Below are 19,616 nucleotides of genomic sequence, written 5' to 3'. Positions count from 1 at the left end.
GTGACACGTATCGCACTGGGTGTCCAGTACATCGGCACCGCCTGGAACGGGTATCAGAAACAACCGTCGCGCGACACGGTCCAGGATAAGCTGGAAATCGCGCTCGAAAAGTTCGCCTGCACGCCGTTGCACACGACCTGCGCCGGCCGCACCGACGCCGGCGTGCACGCGATCGAGCAGGTGGTCCACTTCGACACCGAACTGCAGCGCCCGGCCCAATCCTGGGTGCGCGGCACCAACGCCTTCCTGCCCGAGTCGATCGTGGTGCGCTGGGCGCACGCGCTGGCGCCGGCGCCCGAGATGCAGGAGTTTCACGCGCGCTTCTCGGCGCGTTCGCGCACTTATCACTACGTGCTGTACAACCACCCCAACCCGTCGGCCCTGTTGGCCGGGCGCGCCGGCTGGGTGTTCCGCCCGCTCGACGTCGAGCGCATGCGCGAAGCGGCCGCGCACCTGATCGGCACCCACGATTTCACCAGCTTCCGTGCTTCCGGCTGCCAGGCCAATTCACCGGTCAAGGACATGCAGGAGATCCGCATCGAGCGCCACGGCGACGTGATCGTGTTCACGGTGCGCGCCTCGGCCTTCCTGCACCACATGGTGCGCAACATCATGGGCTCGCTGATCTACGTCGGCACCGGACGCAACCGCCCGGAATGGATGGCCGAGGTGCTGGACGCGCGCTCGCGCGACGCCGCCGCGCCGACCTTCATGCCCGACGGTTTATACCTTGCTAAAATCGACTACGATCCCAAGTGGGGACTGCCGCAAGAGCCGGCCCATCCGCTTCCCTGGCTGTAGACTTCGTAGAGAATCATGCAACGTACCCGTATCAAGATCTGCGGCATCACCCGCGAGCAGGACCTGCGCGCGGCGGTCGATGCCGGCGCCGACGCCGTCGGCTTCGTGTTCTACCCGAACAGCCCGCGCTTCATCGCGCCGGAGCGGCTGCGCTCGATTTCGCACGCCTTGCCGCCTTTCGTCAGCGGCGTGGCGCTGTTCGTCAACCCGACCGTGGCCCAGGTGCACCAGGCGGTCGACGCCGCGCCGATCGCGCTGCTGCAGTTCCACGGCGACGAGACGCCGGCCGAGTGCGCGGCGATCGCCGCGGCGGTCAAGCGTCCGTTCGTGCGGGCGTATCGCGTCAAACCCGACACCACGGCCGAGGATTTGATAGAATCGGAAGCTCAATACCGCGCCGCCAGCCCCTGGTTCTCGGGCCTCCTGCTCGACACCTGGGTCGACGCCTACGGCGGCGCAGGAAAGGTCTTCGATTGGTCTGTTATTCCAAAAGAGCTCGCGCCTCGGGTCGTTTTGAGTGGTGGCTTGAGCGTACACAACGTGACTGGCGCGGTGGCGCAAGTACGCCCCTTCGCGGTCGACATCAGTAGCGGTGTCGAAGCGAGCAAGGGGATCAAGGATGCCGGCAAGATCACTGCGTTCGTCGACGCGGTGCGCGCCGGCGATGCCACACCCTGACCCGGACTCATCATGACCCAGACCTTATTCAAGACGCCCGACTATCAATTGCCGGACGCGACCGGCCACTTCGGCCCTTACGGCGGCTCGTTTGTCGCCGAAACCCTGAGCCACGCGCTGGCCGAGCTCAATGACGCCTACGCGCGCTACAGCCAGGATCCCGAGTTCCTCGCAGAGTTCCGCTACGAGCTGGAGCACTTCGTCGGCCGTCCGTCGCCGGTGTACCACGCCAAGCGCTGGTCGCAGCAGGCCGGTGGCGCCCAGATCTACTTCAAGCGCGAAGACCTGAACCACACCGGTGCGCACAAGATCAACAACGTGATCGGCCAGGCGCTGCTGGCGCGCCGCATGGGCAAGCCGCGCATCATCGCCGAGACCGGCGCCGGCCAGCACGGCGTGGCCACCGCGACCATCTGCGCGCGCTTCGGCCTCGAATGCGTGATCTACATGGGCGCGGAAGACGTCAAGCGCCAGGCCCAGAACGTGTACCGCATGAAGCTGCTGGGCGCGACCGTCGTTCCGGTGGAATCCGGCTCGAAGACCCTGAAGGACGCGCTCAACGAAGCGATGCGCGACTGGGTCACCAACATCGAAAACACCTTCTACATCATCGGCACCGTGGCCGGCCCGCACCCGTACCCGATGATGGTGCGCGACTTCCAGTCGGTGATCGGCGAGGAATGCCTCGTGCAGATGCCCGAGATGACCGGGCGCCAGCCGGACTATGTGGTCGCCTGCATCGGCGGCGGCTCGAACGCCATGGGCATTTTTTACCCGTACATCGACGAGGCCGGCGTCAAGCTGGTCGGCGTCGAGGCGGCGGGCGAGGGCATCGACAGCGGCAAGCACGCCGCTTCGCTCACGGCCGGCTTCCCCGGCGTCCTGCACGGCAACCGCACCTATCTGCTGCAGGACGAGCACGGCCAGATCATCGAGACGCACTCGGTCTCGGCCGGCCTGGACTATCCCGGCGTCGGCCCCGAGCACGCCTGGCTGAAGGACATCGAGCGCGCGCAGTACGTCTCGATCACCGACGACGAAGCGCTGGCCGCTTTCCACGACTGCTGCCGCATCGAAGGCATCATCCCGGCGCTGGAGTCGTCGCACGCGATCGCCTATGCCGTGAAACTGGCGGCCACGCTGCCCCAGGATAAGGTCATCCTGGTCAACCTGTCGGGCCGCGGCGACAAGGACATGCACACCGTCGCCCAACGCGCCGGCCTGAATTTCGGCTGATCGGGGAGAACCACATGTCCAGAATCGAACAGACTTTCGCCACCCTGAAACAGCAGGGCAAGACCGGCCTGGTCACCTTCATCACCGCCGGCGACCCCGGTCCCGACGTCACCGTCCCGCTGCTGCACGCGCTGGTCGAGGGCGGCGCCGACGTCATCGAGCTCGGCGTGCCGTTCTCGGACCCGATGGCCGAAGGCCCGGTGATCCAGCGCGCCTGCGAGCGCGCGCTCGCGCACGGCATCAGCATGCGCGACTGCTTCAATTACGTTCTTGAGTTCCGCAAGACCAACCAGCACACGCCGATCGTGCTGATGGGCTATGCCAATCCGATCGAACGCATGGGTCCAAGTGAGTTCATCCGCCGAGCGAAAGAAGCGGGGGCGGACGGCGCCATCGTGGTCGATTATCCGCCCGAGGAATGCGAAGCGTTTGCCGGCGAGATGCAGGCCAACGGCCTCGACCTGATCTTCCTGATCGCGCCGACCTCGACGCCGCAGCGCATCCAGCAGGTCGCGCGCTACGGCAGCGGTTTCAGCTATTACGTATCGCTGAAAGGCGTGACCGGCGCCGGCAGCATCGACACCGACGACGTCGCGCGCCGTGTCGCCGCGATCCGCGAGCATGTCAAGCTGCCGATCGGCGTCGGTTTCGGCATCCGCGACGCCCAGACCGCGAAGCAGGTGGCGGCCGTGGCGGACGCGGTCGTGATCGGCAGCCGCATCATCCAGGAGCTGGAGAACACGCCCAAGGAAGAGGGGCCGCAGGCGGTGCGCGCCTTCGTGGCGGGCATCCGCGAGGCGCTGGACGCGCGCTGAGCCTGACGCGGCCCGGAACAACGGCATCGGTGCTTACGGCCCCGGTGCCGTTGTCGTTTCCGGCGGTCCGGCTTGGCGCGGCATGTGTCGTGCGCGGCGGGCCCGGGATACGCAACTATAAGCGCCATGCACGGTCTTACACCTGTCCAGTCACCTCAGGCGGAAGGTGTGCAATGCCAACCCTGAAAGAAGTCGATGTACGGATATGGTGTCCCGGCCCGTGGCCGTGGCAATGGTTCGACACCTGCGTGCGCAGGCGGCATCGCTGGTGCTACCAATTCGACTGGCTGCAAACGACCGGCTATGTCTTGCTTACGCATTACGAAGGATGCGAGCGCGGCCGCCTGTACACCTGGAACGAACCCTTCGGCGGCGTGGGCTCGTTCTACAGAGCCAATGTCGAAGAATGCATGGAAGACAAGCTGGCCGACGCGGGGCGCTGCGACTCCAGCAATATCGGCATGCAAGCCGGCGCCCTGTCCAAGAGCGCGCCTTTCGCGAGGAACTTCGATATCGAAACCGTGCCGCTCGACGCCACCGTGGTCGAGCGGGGGACGTTCGAGTTCACGGAGGAAAACAGCGGACTGTGCCGCCAGGGCGCCTGGGATTGGCGCCGGACGCGGCGCCACCAGAAAATCAGGTTGTCGGTCGATACCCGGTTTGCCGTCATCGAATGGGTCGTGGGCGGCATGCCGTTGACGGCGCCGGCCGGCATCATCAGCTTCGGCAGCTTTTGCAGCTATCCCTTTCCGATTCCGGGTGGGCATCAGCAGAATCGCGTCGTGCATGTCAGGTACGAGGTGATCACCGAAGCGCACAAGAGCACCGTCTACCTGTTCAATGATCCCGACGACGGCAATTATGCGTTCCCGATCGAAATGCGAGGCATCGATGTCGATGGCGGCAATCCGTTCGGCACGCAGTACACGTCCTGGAACTTCAAGGGCGAGACCTGCGACTTCGATCCCGCCAAGGTCCAGGACATGCTGCGCTGCCTGATACGCCTGCGCGACGTCGCTTACCAGCGCGTGCAGACCCGGCCCGCTCCCATCGATCCCGGGATCCGCTTTGACGATGCGCTCTGGCAATATGTCCCGGAAGAGCAGCGCGACGTCGCCGCCATTCTGCTCGACATCCTGCGACTGACCTACCAGGTCGACCAGAATACTTTCACGGCGGCTGCGGGCCAGCTCGACGCGCTGACGGGTTTGCCGGGCGGCGTCGCCCGCTTCATGCATTTCACGCCGCCGCCAATCGAGGCCCGGGCCGCTACGGACTGCGGCTGTGGGAGCATGGCGAAAATCGGCGCGCTGTCGGTCGGCGTGGCGCTGGGCCTGGCGATCGCCGGGCTGCTTGCGCGCCGAAACCCGCATGTAGACTGATTTTCAAGCTTGTCGAGAAGGTAAGAGCTTACCCGCAAGAATTCGACAAGCCGAACTCGAACGGCTACACTACGCCCAATTCCAGTATTGCCGCAAAGGAGAAGACATGAGTTGGTTGGAAAAGCTGCTGCCCCCCCGGATCCAGCGCTCCGATGCCGCCAAACGCCAGACCATGCCCGAGGGCCTGTGGGTCAAGTGCCCGTCGTGCGAGGCGGTGCTGTACCGCGCCGACCTGGACGCGAACCTCCATGTCTGCCCGAAGTGCAGCCACCACATGCGCATCCGCGCCCGCGCGCGCCTCGACGCGCTGCTCGACGAAGGCGGCCGCTATGAAATCGGCCAGGACGCGCTGCCGGTCGACACCCTGAAGTTCAAGGACAGCAAGAAGTACCCGGACCGCCTGAAGGACGCGATGGACGCCACCGGCGAGACCGACGCGCTGATCGTGCAGGGCGGCTCGATCATGAGCCTGCCGGTGGTCGTGGCCTGCTTCGAATTCGAATTCATGGGCGGCTCGATGGGCTCCGTGGTCGGCGAGCGCTTCGCGCGCGGCGCCCAGGTCGCGCTCGAGCAGAAGGTGCCGTTCATCTGCGTCACAGCCACCGGCGGCGCACGCATGCAGGAAGGCTTGCTGTCGCTGATGCAGATGGCCAAGACCACCTCGATGCTGACCAAGCTGTCCGAGAAAAAGCTGCCGTTCATCAGCGTGCTGACCGACCCGACCATGGGCGGCGTTTCGGCCTCGTTCGCTTTCATGGGCGACGTCGTGATCGCCGAGCCGAAGGCCCTGATCGGCTTCGCCGGCCCGCGCGTGATCGAGAACACCGTGCGCGAAAAGCTGCCGGAAGGCTTCCAGCGCGCCGAGTTCCTGCTGACCAAGGGCGCGATCGACATGATCGTCGACCGCCGCAAGATGCGCGAAGAGATCGCGCGCCTGCTGGCCCTGCTGCAAAGCCAGCCGGCCGACGTCATCGCGTAAATGTTGAGTTGAAAGACGGCTGCTGCAGGCGTCGCCCACGGGCGCATCCTGCAGCAGTTTTGCTTTTAGCGTCACGGACGACACCATGCAAAACCTCCCCACCACCTTGCCCGACTGGCTGGCTCTGCTCGAGTCGCGCCATGCCGAAACCCACATCGACATGGGCCTGGACCGCGTGCGCGCCGTCAAGGAGCGCATGCAGCTGAACTTCAGGTGCCCCGTCATCACGGTGGCGGGCACCAACGGCAAGGGCTCGACCTGCGCGATGCTCGAATCGATCCTGCTGCACGGCGGCTACCGCGTCGGCCTGTACATCAAGCCGCACTTCCTCGACTTCAACGAGCGCGCCCGCATCAACGGCGAGATGGCCAGCGATGCCGCCCTGGTCGCCAGCTTCAACGTGGTCGAAGGCGCGCGCGGCGAGATCGACCTGACCTATTTCGAATTCACCACGCTGGCGATCGCGCACCTGCTCTCGATCTCGACGATCGACGTGGCGATCCTGGAAGTCGGCCTGGGCGGGCGCCTGGACGCGGTCAACGTGATCGAGCCGGACGTCTCGGTCGTGACCAGCATCGACATCGACCACAAGGACTACCTGGGCGACACGCGCGAGGAAATCGGTTTCGAAAAGGCCGGCATCTTCCGTCCGGGCAAGCCGGCGATCTGCAGCGACCCGCAGCCGCCGCAATCGCTGATCCAGCATGCGCAGGACATCGGCGCCGACCTGTGGCTGATCGGGCGCGACTTCAACTACCAGGGCGACCAGCAGCAGTGGGCGTACGGCGGCCGCGAGATCCGCCGCAATTCGCTGGCTTACCCGGCGCTGCGCGGCGCCAACCAGCTGCTCAACGCCTCGGCCGCGCTGGCCGCGCTGGAAGCGCTGCGCATGCAATTGCCGGTCGGCGCACAGGAAACGCGTGCGGGCCTGGCGCTGGTCGAGCTGCCGGGCCGCTTCCAGGTGCTGGCCGGCCGTCCGACCACGGTGCTGGACGTCGCCCACAACCCGCACGCGGCCGCGACGCTGGCCCAGAACCTGTCGAACATGGGCTACCACCGCTACACCTACGCGGTGTTCGGCATCATGCAGGACAAGGACATCGACGCCGTCATCGAGCACATCGCGCCCAACATCGACCACTGGTGCGTGTGCCGGCTCGATTCGCCGCGCTCGGCCGACCCCGCCGTGCTGGCCGCCAGGCTGGAAGCGAAGCGTCCGCCCGGCGCCAAGGATGACGAATTCTCGGTGAAAACCTTCCTTGATCCTGCGGCGGCGTTCGCGGATGCCATGAGCCGTGCTGGGCAGGATGATAGAATAGTCGTCTTTGGCTCTTTCTATACCGTTGCCGGCGTCATGGCAGCCCGCAAATCCTCCTTACACTGATTGACCTGAAATCGCATGGGCTTGTTCTCCAATAAAAACAAGCGAGACCGCGCCGCCCAAGACAGCGGCCGTTTCTACAGCAAGGACGACGACGCCGCGATCGGCGAACGCGCACGCGCCAAGCGCGCCTCGAGCGCCGGCGCAACCGCGGGCGGCGGCGCCACCCGCCGTCCGGGCAACGACCCTATGCTGCCCGAGAAGAAGCGTGCGCGGCGCCGCCTGGTCGGCGCGATCGCGCTGGCGCTGGCGGCGGCGATCGGCCTGCCGATGCTGCTCGACTCCCAGCCCAAGCAGCTGGCCGGCGACATCGCGATCCAGATCCCGGCCAAGGACAAGGCGGCGCCGCTGCCGGTGCCGGCCGCGCCGGCGGATGACGATGCCGCAGCCGCCAAGGCCCCGGCCGCGTCCGACACCGCGGCCAAGCCGGCCGCGCCTGCGCCGGCTACGTCCGCCAGCACCCGCCCCAAGACCGTGGCCGCCGCCGACAGCGTCGACCAGGGCGAGGAAGTGATCGACGCGCCGCCGCCGCTGCCGAAGGCGCCCAAGCCCGAGGCGCGCAAGCCGGAACCGAAATCCGAGCCGAAACCCGAACCGAAGCCGGAGCACAAGGCGCCCAAGCCCGAACACAAGGAAGCCAAGGCCGACAAGCCGGAACACAAGCCGGAGCCCAAGCCGGAACCGGTCAAGCCCAGACTCGAGGACAAGCCGGCCAAGGCGCACGAGGATGCGCGCGCGCTCGCGATCCTGGAAGGCAAGGGCGCCGCCAAGGCCGACGCGGAAGGCGCGGCCGCGGCGCCGAAAGCGATGGTGCAGGTCGCCGCGATGTCGAGCGAGGAAAAGGCCGCCGAGGTGCAGGCCAAGCTGCGCGCGGCCGGCATCAGCTCGACCACGGAAAAGTCGGCCAACGGCCTGGTGCGCGTGAAGATCGGTCCGTACACCAGGGACGAGGCCGAGAAGGCGCGCGCCAAGGTCGCCAGGCTCGGCCTCTGACTCCAACCGTAACGCGCGCCGCCATCCACTGTGACGATCTTCGACTACGTCGTCCTGTTCATCCTGATCTCGTCGGTCATCATCAGTACCCTGCGTGGACTGGTCAAGGAAATCCTGTCGCTGGCCGGCTGGGTGGTGGCCTTCGTGGTCGCGAACGCCTTCGGCGCGAAACTGGCGCCCATGCTACCATCCGTCGTTCCCGGTGAAGCGGTGCGGCTGATGCTTGCCTTCGTTGCGCTATTCCTCGGCACGCGTGTGCTGATGGGCCTGTTGGCCCTGGCGATCGGCGCGCTGATCGAGGCGTCCGGCCTGAGCCTGGCGGACCGTGGCCTGGGTGGCTTGTTCGGACTCGGCCGGGGCATTGTAATCGTGCTGGCCGGCGTCATATTGTGCGGGATGACCTCCATCCCCCAGCAGGATTTCTGGAAAAATGCGCTGCTGTCGCCGATTGCGGAAACCGGCGCGCGCACCGTAAAACCTTTCCTACCAGCTGCCTTAGCGCAGCACGTTCAGTTCTGATGGGAACCTCGCAAACCTGCTGCGCTTTGCATTTTCGTTATGCGATGCTCGCTGTACCGAATGTACAGCCGTGCTTCTCGAACGAAACTGCGGCCGCTCGCTACGGTTTTCGAGGTCCCCGAAATTTAGTTGTAAGTTCTTAGGAGCGCACTATGTGTGGCATCGTCGGCGTCGTCTCGCAAGCCCCCGTCAACCAGTTGCTGTATGACGCATTGCTGCTGCTGCAGCACCGCGGCCAGGACGCGGCCGGTATCGCAACCAACCACAGCAGCATGTTCTCGATGTACAAGGCCAATGGCCTGGTGCGCGACGTGTTCCGCACACGTAACATGCGCTCGCTGATGGGCAATTCCGGCATCGGTCACTGCCGCTATCCGACCGCCGGCTCGTCCAGCGAAGAGGAAGCGCAGCCGTTCTACGTCAACGCGCCGTTCGGGATCACGCTGGCGCACAACGGCAACCTGACCAACCAGGCCCAGCTGAAAGAAGAGCTGTTCCGCATCGACCGCCGCCACGTCAACACCGGTTCCGACTCGGAAGTGCTGCTCAACGTGCTGGCCCACGAGATCCAGCAGGCCGCCGACGGCTACTCGCTGTCGCCGGAAGCCGTGTTCAAGGCCATGTCGGTGGTGCACCGCCGTATCCGCGGCGCCTACGCCGTGATCGCCCAGATCGCCGGCCACGGCCTGCTGGCCTTCCGCGACCCGTACGGCATCCGTCCGCTGTGCATCGGCGTGAACGAAACCGAGCACGGTCCGGAATACCTGGTGGCGAGCGAATCGGTGGCGCTGGAAGGCCTGGGTTTCCGCTACATGCGCGACATCGCGCCGGGCGAAGCCGTATGGATCGCCGACGACGGTCGCATGCACAGCCAGCAGTGCGCCGAGAAATCGTCGCTGAACCCGTGCGCCTTCGAATACGTGTACCTGGCGCGCCCCGATTCCGTGATCGACGGCGCCTCGGTGTACGCGACCCGCCTGCGCATGGGCGAATACCTGGCCGACAAGATCCGCAAGGAGATCCCGGTCGAGGAAATCGACGTCGTGATGCCGATCCCGGATTCCTCGCGCCCGGCCGCGATCCAGCTGGCGCTGAAACTGGGCGTCGAGTACCGCGAAGGCTTCATCAAGAACCGCTACGTCGGCCGCACCTTCATCATGCCGGGCCAGGCGATGCGCAAGAAGTCGGTGCGCCAGAAGCTCAACGCGATCGCCGCCGAGTTCAAGGACAAGAACGTGCTGCTGGTCGACGACTCGATCGTGCGTGGCACCACCAGCCGCGAGATCGTGCAGATGGCGCGCGAAGCCGGCGCCCGCAAGGTGTTCTTCGCCTCGGCTGCGCCGCCGGTGCTGTACCCGAACGTGTACGGCATCGACATGCCGACGCGCGACGAGCTGATCGCCCACGGCCGCACGGTCGAGGAAGTGTGCAAGGAAATCACCGCCGACCGCCTGGTCTACCAGGACCTGGATGCGCTGCGCAAGTCGATCATGGACGTCAATCCGGAAATCACCAACGTGGAAGCGTCGTGCTTCGACGGCGTCTACGTGACCGGCGACGTGACGGCGGAATACCTGGATGCGCTGGAGAGCCACCGCCACAAGAGCAGCGGCAAGTCGTCCGACGACATCGTGCGTACTCAGCTGAACCTCAACCCGGCGGTGCCGGCAGAGTGATCCGACGGGCGCCGCGTGCGCCCGTTTTTTCGATGTCTAGACCATGAACGACAAGACTGAATACGGTTTCACCACCACCATCCTGCACAACGATCGCCGCAAGCCGATCGAGCATAACTCGCTGCACAAGCCGATCCACACTTCGGTCGCGTTCGGCTACACCGACGCGCGCCAGCTGGCTTCGGTATTCCAGGGCAAGGAGCCGGGCTTTCGCTACGGGCGCCAGGGCAACCCGACCGTCTCCGCACTCGAAGAGAAAGTGACGAAGATGGAAGACGGCGTCGCCACGCTGTGCTTCGGCACCGGCATGGCGGCGATCGGCGCGCTGGCCCAGGCGCTGCTCAAGGATGGCGACCACGTGGTGTCGTCGTCCTTTTTGTTCGGTAACACCAACAGCCTGTGGAACACCGTGGCGGCGCAGGGCACCGAGGTGTCGTTCGTCGATGCGACCGATGTCGCCAACGTCGAAGCCGCGCTGCAGCCGAACACGCGCCTGGTCTTTGTCGAGACCATCGCCAACCCGCGCACTCAAATTGCCGATCTGGAGCGTATCGGCGCGTTGTGCCGCCAGAAGGGCATCCTGTACGTGGTCGACAACACCATGACCACCCCCTATCTGTTCCGTCCGAAGGCGGTCGGCGCCGGCCTCGTCGTCAATTCGCTGACCAAGTCGATCGGCGGGCACGGCATGGCGCTGGGCGGCGCGCTGACCGACACCGGCGTGTTCGACTGGAGCGCCTACCCGAACATCGCGCCGAACTTCCGCAAGCTGGCGCCGAATGCCCAGGGCATGGCCCAGTTGCGCGCCAAGTCGCTGCGCGATTTCGGCGCCAGTCTGGCGCCGGAAGCCGCGCACCATATCGCGGTCGGCGCGGAGACGCTGGCGCTGCGCATGGAGCGCACCTGCGCCAACGCGCTCGCGCTCGCGCGCATGCTCGAGGCCGACGAACGCGTCGCCGCGGTCTACTACCCTGGCCTGGAATCGCACCCGCAGCACGCACTGGCCAGCAGCCAGTTCCGCGCCTACGGCTCGCTGTTCTCGTTCGAGCTCAAGGAGGGGATCGATTGCTTCGACTACCTGAACCGCCTGAAGGTGGCGATCCCGGCCAGTAACCTCGGCGACACGCGCACGCTGGTGATTCCGGTCGCGCACACGATCTTCTTCGAGATGGGGCCGGAGCGCCGCGCCAGCATGGGCATCGCCGAATCCCTGATCAGGGTGTCGGTCGGCATCGAAGACCCGGCCGACCTGCTGGCCGACTTCGGCGGCGCGCTGGCGGGCTGAGCCAGCGGCGCGGTCAGTCGACGCTGTAGGATTCGAGTTCCTGCGTCGTGCGATGCTGCACGACGCCCGTCGGCGTGTATTCCTCGGCGATGACCTTGACCTCGCGCTTGACCTCGGGAACATACCAGGTCAGCCGGTACATGCGTCCGCCGACCGGGTCGGGCGTGCGCCCGCCCTGGGCGTTGACCAGCGTCGACTGGCCCGCCGGGCTGACGGTGGTCGTGCTGCTGGTGTGGGGTCCGACCGGTTCGAATTCCCTGAACCAGTTGCCTTCCGTTTCGATCTTCAGCGCCTTGAAGGACCCTGCGGGTACCTTCACCTCTTCCCAACCCAGCACCGTGAAATGCAACTTGTTGCGCAGCGTCTTGACGCCCGGTGCTGGATGCGGGTCGGTTGCGTCCGTGTCCCAGCTCAAACCCGGCTTGAGCGGATACAGGTAAGGGCGGCCGACGATCTTTTCCGCGCCGTCGCGTATCTGCGACCTGCTCCAGTCCAGGTTGATGTCGGCTTCACGCGGCGGCAAGTTGCTGTCGACCGGTTTGGTGGCCTGGATGAAGGAATGAGAGCCGACGCGGGTCACCCAGGCATCGACTTCGCGGCTCGACGAGGTCAGCGTGCCGTTCTTGAGCTCTTCGACCTTGGACAGGAAGCGCCACTTGTCGCCTTCCTTGATGGCGGGGCGCTCGGCGGTCTGGGCATGCGCCACGGCGCTTACCGCACAGGCGATAAGGACGGCGCTCACAAAGCGGGAAGGGTTCATCATTGCCTCATCAATAACGATCAAGCAAGTATAGAGTCGCAAAGCGAAGGCGTGTGTACCGTATTGTTTCCGGATGCATAAGTTGACGTCCGATAAATACTGACGGCACCATTGCTGGCGCGTAAGATAGCCGCACACTCGCATTTCCTTGAATTATGCTCAAACGCAAAACCGCCATGAAGACAGTCCTGTTGTGCGCCGCGCTCCTGCTGTGCGGCACTGCCTCGGCCGACGAGTTGTCCGACGCCGACGCCCTGTTCGCCAAGAAGGCTTATCCCGAAGCGTTGCAGAAGTACACCAAACTGGCCAACGCCGGCAACGTGATGGCCCAGCAGCACTTGGGCGAGATGTATTTTTACGGCGAAGCCGGCGCGGTCGACGCCGACAAGGCGGCGCTGTGGTGGGGCAAGGCGGCGGCGAAGGGCAACAAGGTGGCGATCGCCTCGCTCGACATGATGAAAAAGCGCGGCGAGCATCGCGCCGACATCGACTACTGGCTCACGCAATACGACGGCGCCGACCTGAGCGGCGGCGCTTACCGCTGCCCGGCGCCGCGCTTTCCCTCGGTGTCGAAGGTGAACGAAGACATCGAGCGCTACAGCGCCAAGATGAAGGATTGGGAAGCCTGCCACAACCGCGCGGTCGTCCACCTCAACGAATCCCTGCCGCTGACCAAACTGATTCCCAAGGATATCGCGCCGCTGCTGACCAAGGAAGAAACCGAGCGCGCCGAGGCGCACCTGAAGGACGTCGGCGAGCGCGCTGCCGAGGACATCAAGGTCGCCGGCAACATGGTGCTGGCCGATTACAATGCCTGGCGCATTGCGACCGAGAGCTGGGTCAAGGAACACAACGACATCGTCAACAGCGCACCGCCGCCCGACGTCGACGCCAAGCGTTGATCGCGCTGCGCTGTGCCCTGCAAACCACAACGGCCCGCGGTTAGCGGGCCGTTGTCGTTGTACGCGTTATAACTATGCGTCATACGCCGGCATGGGGCCGGCGCGGCTGCGGCCTGAATACCGCTCAGTGCCAGGAGCGCAGCAGGCCGACCGCCAGGCCCTCGAGCGCAAACTCGTCGGTTTGCGGATTGACGGTGATGATGGAGAACTCCGGATTTTCCGGCAGCAGCTCGATGGTCGCACCGGTCTTGCGGTAGCGCTTGACGGTGACTTCTTCGCCGATGCGCGCGACGACGATCTGGCCGTTCTTGGCCGAATCGACCTTCTTGACGGCGAGGAAATCGCCATCGCAGATGCCGGCGTCGCGCATCGACCAGCCCTTGACCTTCAGCAGGAAGTCGGGCTTGCTCGAGAACATGGCCGGGTCGACCGAATAATTGGCCTCGACGTGTTCCTGGGCCAGGATCGGCGAACCTGCGGCCACGCGGCCGACCAGGGGCAGGGACATCAGGTGCGGCGGCGGCATCATGGGCAGCGGCGCCGGGGCGGCTTCGGCGGCCGGGCCGACCAGGCGGATACCGCGCGAGGTGCCCGGCGAAATCTCGATGGCGCCTTTGCGCGCCAGGGCTTGCAGGTGCTCCTCGGCGGCGTTGGCCGAGCGGAAGCCAAGTTCCTGCGCGATTTCGGCGCGGGTCGGCGGGAAGCCGGTGTTGTCGATGGCTTCCTTGATCAGGTTGAGAATCTGTTCTTGCCGTGCAGTGAGCTTCAGCATGGGGGTTTGCTTTCGTTGGATCTGGACAAGCTGTATTTTTGTACAGTATGGCGCGGCGCGCAAGGGGCAGCACGGGTTTTCGTGGTTTTTTTTGACCTAAAGACAAAAGGGCGTAATCGGGATGGCATATCCACAAAGCATTTGGGCCTTGACGTTTTTTGCGTTATAATGTCGGGCTTTCCCTTCCCACACTCGTCCTGACGCCGAGGTGGGCATCTGTTTAAACGTCCTCAAGGAGTGTTATATGCGTCATTATGAAATCGTGTTTATCGTCCACCCGGACCAAAGCGAGCAAGTTCCGGCGATGATCGAGCGCTACAAGACCACGGTCACCTCGCGCGGCGGCAACATCCACCGCGTCGAAGACTGGGGCCGCCGCCAGATGGCTTACCAGATCGACAATCTGCCGAAGGCACATTACATCTGCATGAACATCGAGTGCGACAACGAGACCCTGGTCGAGCTGGAAACCGCATTCAAATTCAATGATGCCGTGCTGCGTCACCTGACCGTCAAGACGAAGAAGGCCGAAACCGCCCCGTCGCCGATGATGAAGTCGGTCCAGCGCGAAGACGCCGCCAAGAGCCACCGCGCCGAGCAGGCAGCTGCTCCGGCCGCCAACGCTTAATTCTCGCTCATTTCGATTAGCGAGCGCGAAAGGGCAGTGAACGAGCTGTTGCTGGTCGCAAGCATCGCCGAACGCGATACCCTGCGCTACACCCCGGCCGGCATCCCCATCGTCAGCGGCACCCTGCAGCACGGGTCGCAGCAGATGGAAGCGGGATTGGAACGGTCGGTCGAGTTCGAGATCGCGGCGGTCGCCGCCGGAGAAATCTCCGGCCGGTTCGCCAGCGCCGAACTCGGCGCGGTGCACCGCTTCAAGGGGTTTTTGGCGCGCAAGAACCGCAACAGCAAAGCCCTTGTGTTTCACATCATTGATTTCAGTGGCGTCGCTTAAATAAAGCGCGCACGTTTTTAGATACAGGAGCCTCAAATGGCATTCGGTAAAAAGTTCGACAAAAACAAAGCCAAAGAAAAACTCAAGCGCAAACAGCAGAACCCGCTGTTCAAGCGCAAGAAGTTCTGCCGCTTCACCGCTGCAGGCGTGGAACAGGTTGACTACAAAGACGTCGACACCCTGAAGGACTTCATCCAGGAAAACGGCAAGATCATGCCGGCTCGCCTGACCGGCACCAAGGCGCACTACCAGCGCCAAGTGGACACCGCGATCAAGCGCGCACGTTACCTGGCCCTGCTGCCGTACACCGACCTGCACAACGCTTAATCGGCGTCGTCCGCGTACACAAGCATCGTCAGATTACTGGAGAAAATAAATGCAAGTTATCCTTCTGGAAAAAGTCGTCAACGTCGGCAACCTGGGCGACGTCGTCAAGGTCAAGGACGGTTACGCACGTAACTTCCTGATCCCGCAAAAAATGGCCCGCCGCGCCACCCAGGCTGCCGTGGCCGAGTTCGAAGTCAAGCGCGCCGAACTGGAAAAAGCCGCCGCCGAGAAGCTGGGCGCTGCCCAGGCACAAGGCGAGAAGCTGAGCGGCATGACCGTCACCATCGCCCAGAAAGCCGGCGTGGACGGCCGCCTGTTCGGTTCGGTGACCAACTTCGACATCGCCGAAGCCCTGACCAAGCAAGGTTTCGCCGTCGAAAAGGCGCAAGTGCGTCTGCCGACCGGTCCGCTGAAGACCACCGGCGAGCACCCGGTTTCGGTCGCTCTGCACACCGACGTCGTGGTTGATGTCACCGTCGCAGTCGTCGGCGAAGCCGCTTAAGGAACCTCGATAAACCTACTGCGCGTCGCATTGGCGGCCTGCGATGCTCGCCGTACCGTAAGTACGGCTGCGCTTCTCGGCCACCACTGCTTCCGCTCGCTACGGTTTCTCGAGTTTCCTCTGCTGTTGTTGGAATGAAAAAGCCGGGTTCGACCCGGCTTTTTTATTTTCGGAAACTCACCAATCATTTCAGTCGACTGCCCGTAAAAGGTATAATGACGGTCATGAATACCCCAGCAGACCCGCAGATCGAGTCGCTCCGCATCCCACCGCATTCCATCGAAGCAGAACAGTCCGTCATCGGCGGCCTGTTGCGCGATAACGCGGCGTGGGACCGGATCGCCGACTTCATGCATGCGGAGGATTTCTACCGCTACGACCACCGGATCATCTTCGAACAGATGGTGCGCCTGATCAACTCGGGCAAGCCCGCCGACGTGATCACCGTGTACGAGGCCCTGGTCCAGCTCGGCAAGGCCGAGGAAATGGGCGGCCTGCCTTACCTCAACGCGATGGCGCAGAATACGCCGTCCGCGGCCAACATCCGTCGTTATGCCGAGATCGTGCGCGACCGCGGCGTGCTGCGCCAGCTCATCACCGTCGCCGACGAAGTCTCCGGCAAGGCTTTCAATCCGCAAGGCGCCGAGGTCAAGCAGATCCTGGACGAGGCCGAGTCGCGCATCTTCGCGATCGCCGAGCAGGGCGCGCGCGGCGCCCAGGGCTGGCTGCCGGTGCAGCCGCTGCTGACGCAGGTGGTCGAGCGCATCGACGAACTCTACAGCCGTGAAAACCAGGGCGAGATCACCGGCGTGCCGACCGGCTTCATCGACCTCGACAAGATGACCTCCGGCCTGCAGCCGGGCGACCTGGTCATCGTGGCCGGCCGTCCGTCGATGGGCAAGACCGCGTTCTCGGTCAACATCGGCGAGGCCGTCGCGGTCGAGGCCGGCCTGCCGGTCGCGATCTTCTCGATGGAGATGGGCGGCACCCAGCTGGCGATGCGTATGCTCGGCTCGATCGGCCAGCTCGACCAGCACCGCCTGCGTACCGGCAAGCTGCACGACGAAGACTGGCCGCGCCTGACGCATGCGATCCAGAAGATGAACGACGCCCAGATCTTCATCGACGAGACCCCGGCGCTGAACCCGATCGAGATGCGCGCGCGTGCGCGCCGCCTGGCGCGCCAGTGCGGCAAGCTCGGCCTGATCATCGTCGACTACCTGCAGCTGATGCAGGGTTCCAAGCCGGGCGACAACCGCGCCTCCGAGATTTCCGAGATTTCGCGTAGCCTGAAAGGCCTGGCCAAGGAGCTGGGCTGCCCGGTGATCGCGCTGTCCCAGCTGAACCGATCGCTGGAACAGCGTCCGAACAAGCGCCCGGTCATGTCCGACCTGCGCGAATCGGGCGCTATCGAGCAGGATGCCGACGTCATCATCTTCCTGTATCGTGACGAGGTTTATAACCCGGACTCGCCCGACAAGGGCACCGCCGAGATCATCATCGGCAAGCAGCGTAACGGCCCGATCGGGGCGATACGACTGACGTGGATGGGTATGTACACGAAGTTTGGCAACTACAGCGGTTCCCTCTCGATCTACCAAGGGGATTGATAGGGGCCTCGTCAACCTGCTGCGGGTCGCATTTTCGTCCGGTGATGCTCCGCCGCGGCGGACCGGCCGTGCCGGATGTACGGCTTTGCTTCTCGAACGAAACTGCTTCGCTCGCTACGGTTTCCAAGGCCCCCGATACGTTTGTAGTTGTTCAAGCTGCAAAAAAATCAGAAACTGAGTACTAAATAAAAATATTGCCGTGGTGCTATGTCGCCATGGCTTTTAGAAGTCCCAAGAGAAATACGAACGGAGATTTACATGTTTGGACGCCTGATGCCCACCGAGGGCAAATTTTTCGACCTGTTCAACCAGCACGCCGCCCTGTGCGTGAAGGGTGCGCAGGAAATGGTCGGCCTGATGACCAATTTCGACGACCTGGAAAACCGCGCCCATGCCGTGGAAAGCATCGAAAAACAGGCGGACAAGGTCACGTACGCCACCATCGACCTGCTGCACAAGACCTTCATCACGCCGCTCGACCGTGACGACATCCACAAGCTGATCACGCGCATGGACGACATCCTCGACATGATGGAGGACGCCGCCCAGACCATCTCGCTGTACGACCTGCACGCGGTGACGCCGGAAGCCAAGCGCCTGGCCGAGCTGTGCCTGGCCTGCTGCCTGAAGGTCCAGCAGGCGGTCAGCATGCTGCACGACATGGACAACGCCCAGAAGATGGTGGCGATCTGCGAAGAGATCGACCGCCTGGAATCGGACGCCGACCACGTGATGCGCGCCGCCATGTCCAAGCTGTTCCGCGACGAGCCGGACGTGCGCAACCTGATCAAGATGAAGGCCATCTACGAAATCCTCGAGACCGTGACCGACCGCTGCGAAGACGTCGCCAACATCATCGAAGGCATCATCGTCGAAAACGCGTAACGCCATAACAATAAGAACAAACAGATGGACACAATTCACATCAGCATTTATGTGCTGGGCCTGCTCGTCCTTTTAGCGCTGGTCTTCGACTTCATGAACGGCTTCCACGACGCGGCAAACGCCATCGCGACCGTGGTGTCGACCGGGGTGCTCAAGCCCCAGACCGCAGTCGCGATGTCCGCGCTGTTCAACTTCGTCGCCATCTTTACCGTCGGCCTGCACGTGGCGGGTACGGTGGGCAAGGGCACCATCGATCCTGCCCTGGTGGACCAGCACATCGTGTTCGGCGCGCTGGTCGGCGCCATCATCTGGAACGTCATCACCTGGTACTACGGCATCCCGTCCTCGTCCTCTCATGCCCTGATCGGCGGCCTGGTCGGCGCCGCGGTCGCCAAGGGCGGGACCCACGCGCTCAAGGGCGACGGCCTGATCAAGACCGTCGAGTGGATCATCCTGTCGCCGCTGCTGGGCTTCATCCTCGGCTCGATCGTGATGCTGGCGGTGTCGTGGATCTTCGTGCGGACGCCGCCGCGCAAGGTCGATACCTGGTTCCGCCGCCTGCAGCTGCTGTCGGCGGCCTCGTACAGCCTGGGCCACGGCGGCAACGACGCGCAAAAAACCATCGGCATCATCTGGATGCTGCTCGTGGCCGCCGGCAACGTCAGCCACGAGGCCACGGCGCCGCCGCTGTGGGTCGTGATCGGCTGCTATACCGCAATGAGCATGGGCACGCTGTTCGGCGGCTGGCGCATCGTGCGCACCATGGGCCAGAAGATCACCAAGCTCAAGCCGGTGGGCGGTTTCTGCGCCGAATCGGGCGGGGCGATCACGCTGTTCATCGCCAGCGCGATCGGCGTGCCGGTCTCGACCACCCACACCATCACCGGCGCGATCGTCGGCGTCGGTTCGGCGCAAAAGGCGTCGGCGGTGCGCTGGGGCGTGGCCGGCAACATCGTCTGGGCCTGGATCTTCACCATCCCGGCGTCCGCCTTCATGGCGGCGATTGCGTGGTGGATCGGCACGCATATCCTGTAAGCCAGGTTGCTTGCACTGAAGAAAGCGGGGTTCGCCCCGCTTTTTTTATTTCCGCAACAACCCAGCGCACAACTGTTTCCTTTTTACCTTTTCGCTACCGCTAGTAGTAATATTACAGCC

At 64.1% G+C, this 19,616-nt stretch carries 21 protein-coding genes; 19 read left to right on the top strand and 2 right to left on the bottom strand.

Translation table 11 applies throughout. The annotated features are described in order from the left end of the window. The 11 genes from truA (at window position 1) to FA90_RS12080 (ending at window position 11,745) form a co-directional block, all read left to right on the top strand. Window positions 1–801, top strand: a complete 801-nt coding sequence (truA, locus tag FA90_RS12130; RefSeq protein ID WP_036169038.1) for a tRNA pseudouridine(38-40) synthase TruA — start codon at window positions 1–3, stop codon at window positions 799–801. A gap of 15 nt (window positions 802–816) precedes the next feature. After that, the gene (locus FA90_RS12125) at window positions 817–1,479 is read left to right on the top strand and encodes a phosphoribosylanthranilate isomerase (protein ID WP_036169035.1); all 663 of its coding nucleotides are present in this window, start codon (window positions 817–819) and stop codon (window positions 1,477–1,479) included. A 12-nt stretch (window positions 1,480–1,491) separates the two neighbouring features. Beyond that, window positions 1,492–2,715, top strand: coding sequence for a tryptophan synthase subunit beta (trpB, locus tag FA90_RS12120; RefSeq protein ID WP_036169031.1), 1,224 nt, complete (start codon window positions 1,492–1,494; stop codon window positions 2,713–2,715). 14 nt (window positions 2,716–2,729) lie between these two features. Continuing rightward, window positions 2,730–3,530, top strand: a complete 801-nt coding sequence (trpA, locus tag FA90_RS12115; RefSeq protein WP_036169029.1) for a tryptophan synthase subunit alpha — start codon at window positions 2,730–2,732, stop codon at window positions 3,528–3,530. Window positions 3,531–3,703: 173 nt separating this feature from the next. Then, window positions 3,704–4,912, top strand: a complete 1,209-nt coding sequence (locus FA90_RS12110) for a hypothetical protein (protein WP_156116684.1) — start codon at window positions 3,704–3,706, stop codon at window positions 4,910–4,912. Window positions 4,913–5,018: 106 nt separating this feature from the next. Next, a complete protein-coding gene (gene accD / locus FA90_RS12105) occupies window positions 5,019–5,891 on the top strand; it encodes an acetyl-CoA carboxylase, carboxyltransferase subunit beta (protein WP_036169027.1) in 873 nt (290 codons plus the stop codon). An 85-nt stretch (window positions 5,892–5,976) separates the two neighbouring features. Then, complete coding sequence (gene folC, locus FA90_RS12100) at window positions 5,977–7,275, top strand: bifunctional tetrahydrofolate synthase/dihydrofolate synthase (RefSeq protein WP_036169026.1); 1,299 nt, start codon at window positions 5,977–5,979, stop codon at window positions 7,273–7,275. A 15-nt stretch (window positions 7,276–7,290) separates the two neighbouring features. Then, window positions 7,291–8,265 (top strand): SPOR domain-containing protein, encoded by a 975-nt coding sequence (locus FA90_RS12095; protein ID WP_036169024.1) that lies wholly within the window; start codon window positions 7,291–7,293, stop codon window positions 8,263–8,265. A gap of 30 nt (window positions 8,266–8,295) precedes the next feature. Then, on the top strand, window positions 8,296–8,784 hold the full coding sequence (locus FA90_RS12090) for a CvpA family protein (RefSeq protein WP_036169023.1): 489 nt from the start codon (window positions 8,296–8,298) through the stop codon (window positions 8,782–8,784). A 152-nt stretch (window positions 8,785–8,936) separates the two neighbouring features. Then, on the top strand, window positions 8,937–10,460 hold the full coding sequence (gene purF, locus FA90_RS12085; protein WP_036169021.1) for an amidophosphoribosyltransferase: 1,524 nt from the start codon (window positions 8,937–8,939) through the stop codon (window positions 10,458–10,460). Between the two features lie 43 nt (window positions 10,461–10,503). Beyond that, window positions 10,504–11,745, top strand: coding sequence for a cystathionine gamma-synthase family protein (locus FA90_RS12080; protein WP_036169019.1), 1,242 nt, complete (start codon window positions 10,504–10,506; stop codon window positions 11,743–11,745). A gap of 13 nt (window positions 11,746–11,758) precedes the next feature. Here FA90_RS12080 and FA90_RS12075 read toward each other — a convergent pair whose 3' ends face one another. After that, a complete protein-coding gene (locus FA90_RS12075; protein WP_156116683.1) occupies window positions 11,759–12,508 on the bottom strand; it encodes a hypothetical protein in 750 nt (249 codons plus the stop codon). A 173-nt stretch (window positions 12,509–12,681) separates the two neighbouring features. On the opposite strand from FA90_RS12075, the gene FA90_RS12070 reads away from it, so the two are divergent. Further along, window positions 12,682–13,407: a sel1 repeat family protein gene (locus FA90_RS12070; RefSeq protein ID WP_036175430.1), complete on the top strand. Its 726-nt coding sequence runs from the start codon at window positions 12,682–12,684 to the stop codon at window positions 13,405–13,407. A gap of 124 nt (window positions 13,408–13,531) precedes the next feature. Here FA90_RS12070 and lexA read toward each other — a convergent pair whose 3' ends face one another. Next, on the bottom strand, window positions 13,532–14,179 hold the full coding sequence (gene lexA / locus FA90_RS12065; protein WP_036169015.1) for a transcriptional repressor LexA: 648 nt from the start codon (window positions 14,177–14,179) through the stop codon (window positions 13,532–13,534). A gap of 244 nt (window positions 14,180–14,423) precedes the next feature. Between lexA and rpsF the strand changes: the two genes are divergently transcribed. The 7 genes from rpsF to FA90_RS12030 all read left to right on the top strand — a co-directional run bounded on the left by rpsF (window position 14,424) and on the right by FA90_RS12030 (window position 19,496). Beyond that, window positions 14,424–14,807: a 30S ribosomal protein S6 gene (rpsF, locus tag FA90_RS12060; RefSeq protein ID WP_036169007.1), complete on the top strand. Its 384-nt coding sequence runs from the start codon at window positions 14,424–14,426 to the stop codon at window positions 14,805–14,807. 36 nt (window positions 14,808–14,843) lie between these two features. Further along, the gene (gene priB, locus FA90_RS12055) at window positions 14,844–15,137 is read left to right on the top strand and encodes a primosomal replication protein N (RefSeq protein WP_036169006.1); all 294 of its coding nucleotides are present in this window, start codon (window positions 14,844–14,846) and stop codon (window positions 15,135–15,137) included. Window positions 15,138–15,173: 36 nt separating this feature from the next. Then, window positions 15,174–15,464, top strand: coding sequence for a 30S ribosomal protein S18 (rpsR, locus tag FA90_RS12050; protein WP_036169004.1), 291 nt, complete (start codon window positions 15,174–15,176; stop codon window positions 15,462–15,464). 49 nt (window positions 15,465–15,513) lie between these two features. Continuing rightward, window positions 15,514–15,966: a 50S ribosomal protein L9 gene (gene rplI, locus FA90_RS12045; protein ID WP_036169001.1), complete on the top strand. Its 453-nt coding sequence runs from the start codon at window positions 15,514–15,516 to the stop codon at window positions 15,964–15,966. A 224-nt stretch (window positions 15,967–16,190) separates the two neighbouring features. Further along, window positions 16,191–17,576, top strand: a complete 1,386-nt coding sequence (locus tag FA90_RS12040; protein WP_036175427.1) for a replicative DNA helicase — start codon at window positions 16,191–16,193, stop codon at window positions 17,574–17,576. 258 nt (window positions 17,577–17,834) lie between these two features. Beyond that, window positions 17,835–18,461: a DUF47 domain-containing protein gene (locus FA90_RS12035; protein ID WP_036168999.1), complete on the top strand. Its 627-nt coding sequence runs from the start codon at window positions 17,835–17,837 to the stop codon at window positions 18,459–18,461. 24 nt (window positions 18,462–18,485) lie between these two features. Continuing rightward, window positions 18,486–19,496, top strand: coding sequence for an inorganic phosphate transporter (locus tag FA90_RS12030; protein ID WP_036168997.1), 1,011 nt, complete (start codon window positions 18,486–18,488; stop codon window positions 19,494–19,496). Window positions 19,497–19,616 lie beyond the last annotated feature (120 nt).

Origin of the sequence: Massilia sp. 9096, from assembly GCF_000745265.1 — a bacterium.
GTDB lineage: Bacteria > Pseudomonadota > Gammaproteobacteria > Burkholderiales > Burkholderiaceae_D > Telluria.
This window is presented reverse-complemented; position numbering and strand designations above follow the sequence as displayed.

Bases quoted from the DNA above. Each gene is read 5' to 3' on its own strand.
- FA90_RS12125 (WP_036169035.1), top strand. From the start codon at position 817: ATGCAACGTACCCGTATCAAGATCTGCGGCATCACCCGCGAGCAGGAC.
- trpB (WP_036169031.1), top strand. From the start codon at position 1,492: ATGACCCAGACCTTATTCAAGACGCCCGACTATCAATTGCCGGACGCG.
- trpA (WP_036169029.1), top strand. From the start codon at position 2,730: ATGTCCAGAATCGAACAGACTTTCGCCACCCTGAAACAGCAGGGCAAG.
- FA90_RS12110 (WP_156116684.1), top strand. From the start codon at position 3,704: ATGCCAACCCTGAAAGAAGTCGATGTACGGATATGGTGTCCCGGCCCG.
- accD (WP_036169027.1), top strand. From the start codon at position 5,019: ATGAGTTGGTTGGAAAAGCTGCTGCCCCCCCGGATCCAGCGCTCCGAT.
- folC (WP_036169026.1), top strand. From the start codon at position 5,977: ATGCAAAACCTCCCCACCACCTTGCCCGACTGGCTGGCTCTGCTCGAG.
- FA90_RS12095 (WP_036169024.1), top strand. From the start codon at position 7,291: ATGGGCTTGTTCTCCAATAAAAACAAGCGAGACCGCGCCGCCCAAGAC.
- purF (WP_036169021.1), top strand. From the start codon at position 8,937: ATGTGTGGCATCGTCGGCGTCGTCTCGCAAGCCCCCGTCAACCAGTTG.
- FA90_RS12080 (WP_036169019.1), top strand. From the start codon at position 10,504: ATGAACGACAAGACTGAATACGGTTTCACCACCACCATCCTGCACAAC.
- FA90_RS12075 (WP_156116683.1), bottom strand. From the start codon at position 12,508: ATGATGAACCCTTCCCGCTTTGTGAGCGCCGTCCTTATCGCCTGTGCG.
- FA90_RS12070 (WP_036175430.1), top strand. From the start codon at position 12,682: ATGAAGACAGTCCTGTTGTGCGCCGCGCTCCTGCTGTGCGGCACTGCC.
- lexA (WP_036169015.1), bottom strand. From the start codon at position 14,179: ATGCTGAAGCTCACTGCACGGCAAGAACAGATTCTCAACCTGATCAAG.
- rpsF (WP_036169007.1), top strand. From the start codon at position 14,424: ATGCGTCATTATGAAATCGTGTTTATCGTCCACCCGGACCAAAGCGAG.
- rpsR (WP_036169004.1), top strand. From the start codon at position 15,174: ATGGCATTCGGTAAAAAGTTCGACAAAAACAAAGCCAAAGAAAAACTC.
- rplI (WP_036169001.1), top strand. From the start codon at position 15,514: ATGCAAGTTATCCTTCTGGAAAAAGTCGTCAACGTCGGCAACCTGGGC.
- FA90_RS12040 (WP_036175427.1), top strand. From the start codon at position 16,191: ATGAATACCCCAGCAGACCCGCAGATCGAGTCGCTCCGCATCCCACCG.
- FA90_RS12035 (WP_036168999.1), top strand. From the start codon at position 17,835: ATGTTTGGACGCCTGATGCCCACCGAGGGCAAATTTTTCGACCTGTTC.
- FA90_RS12030 (WP_036168997.1), top strand. From the start codon at position 18,486: ATGGACACAATTCACATCAGCATTTATGTGCTGGGCCTGCTCGTCCTT.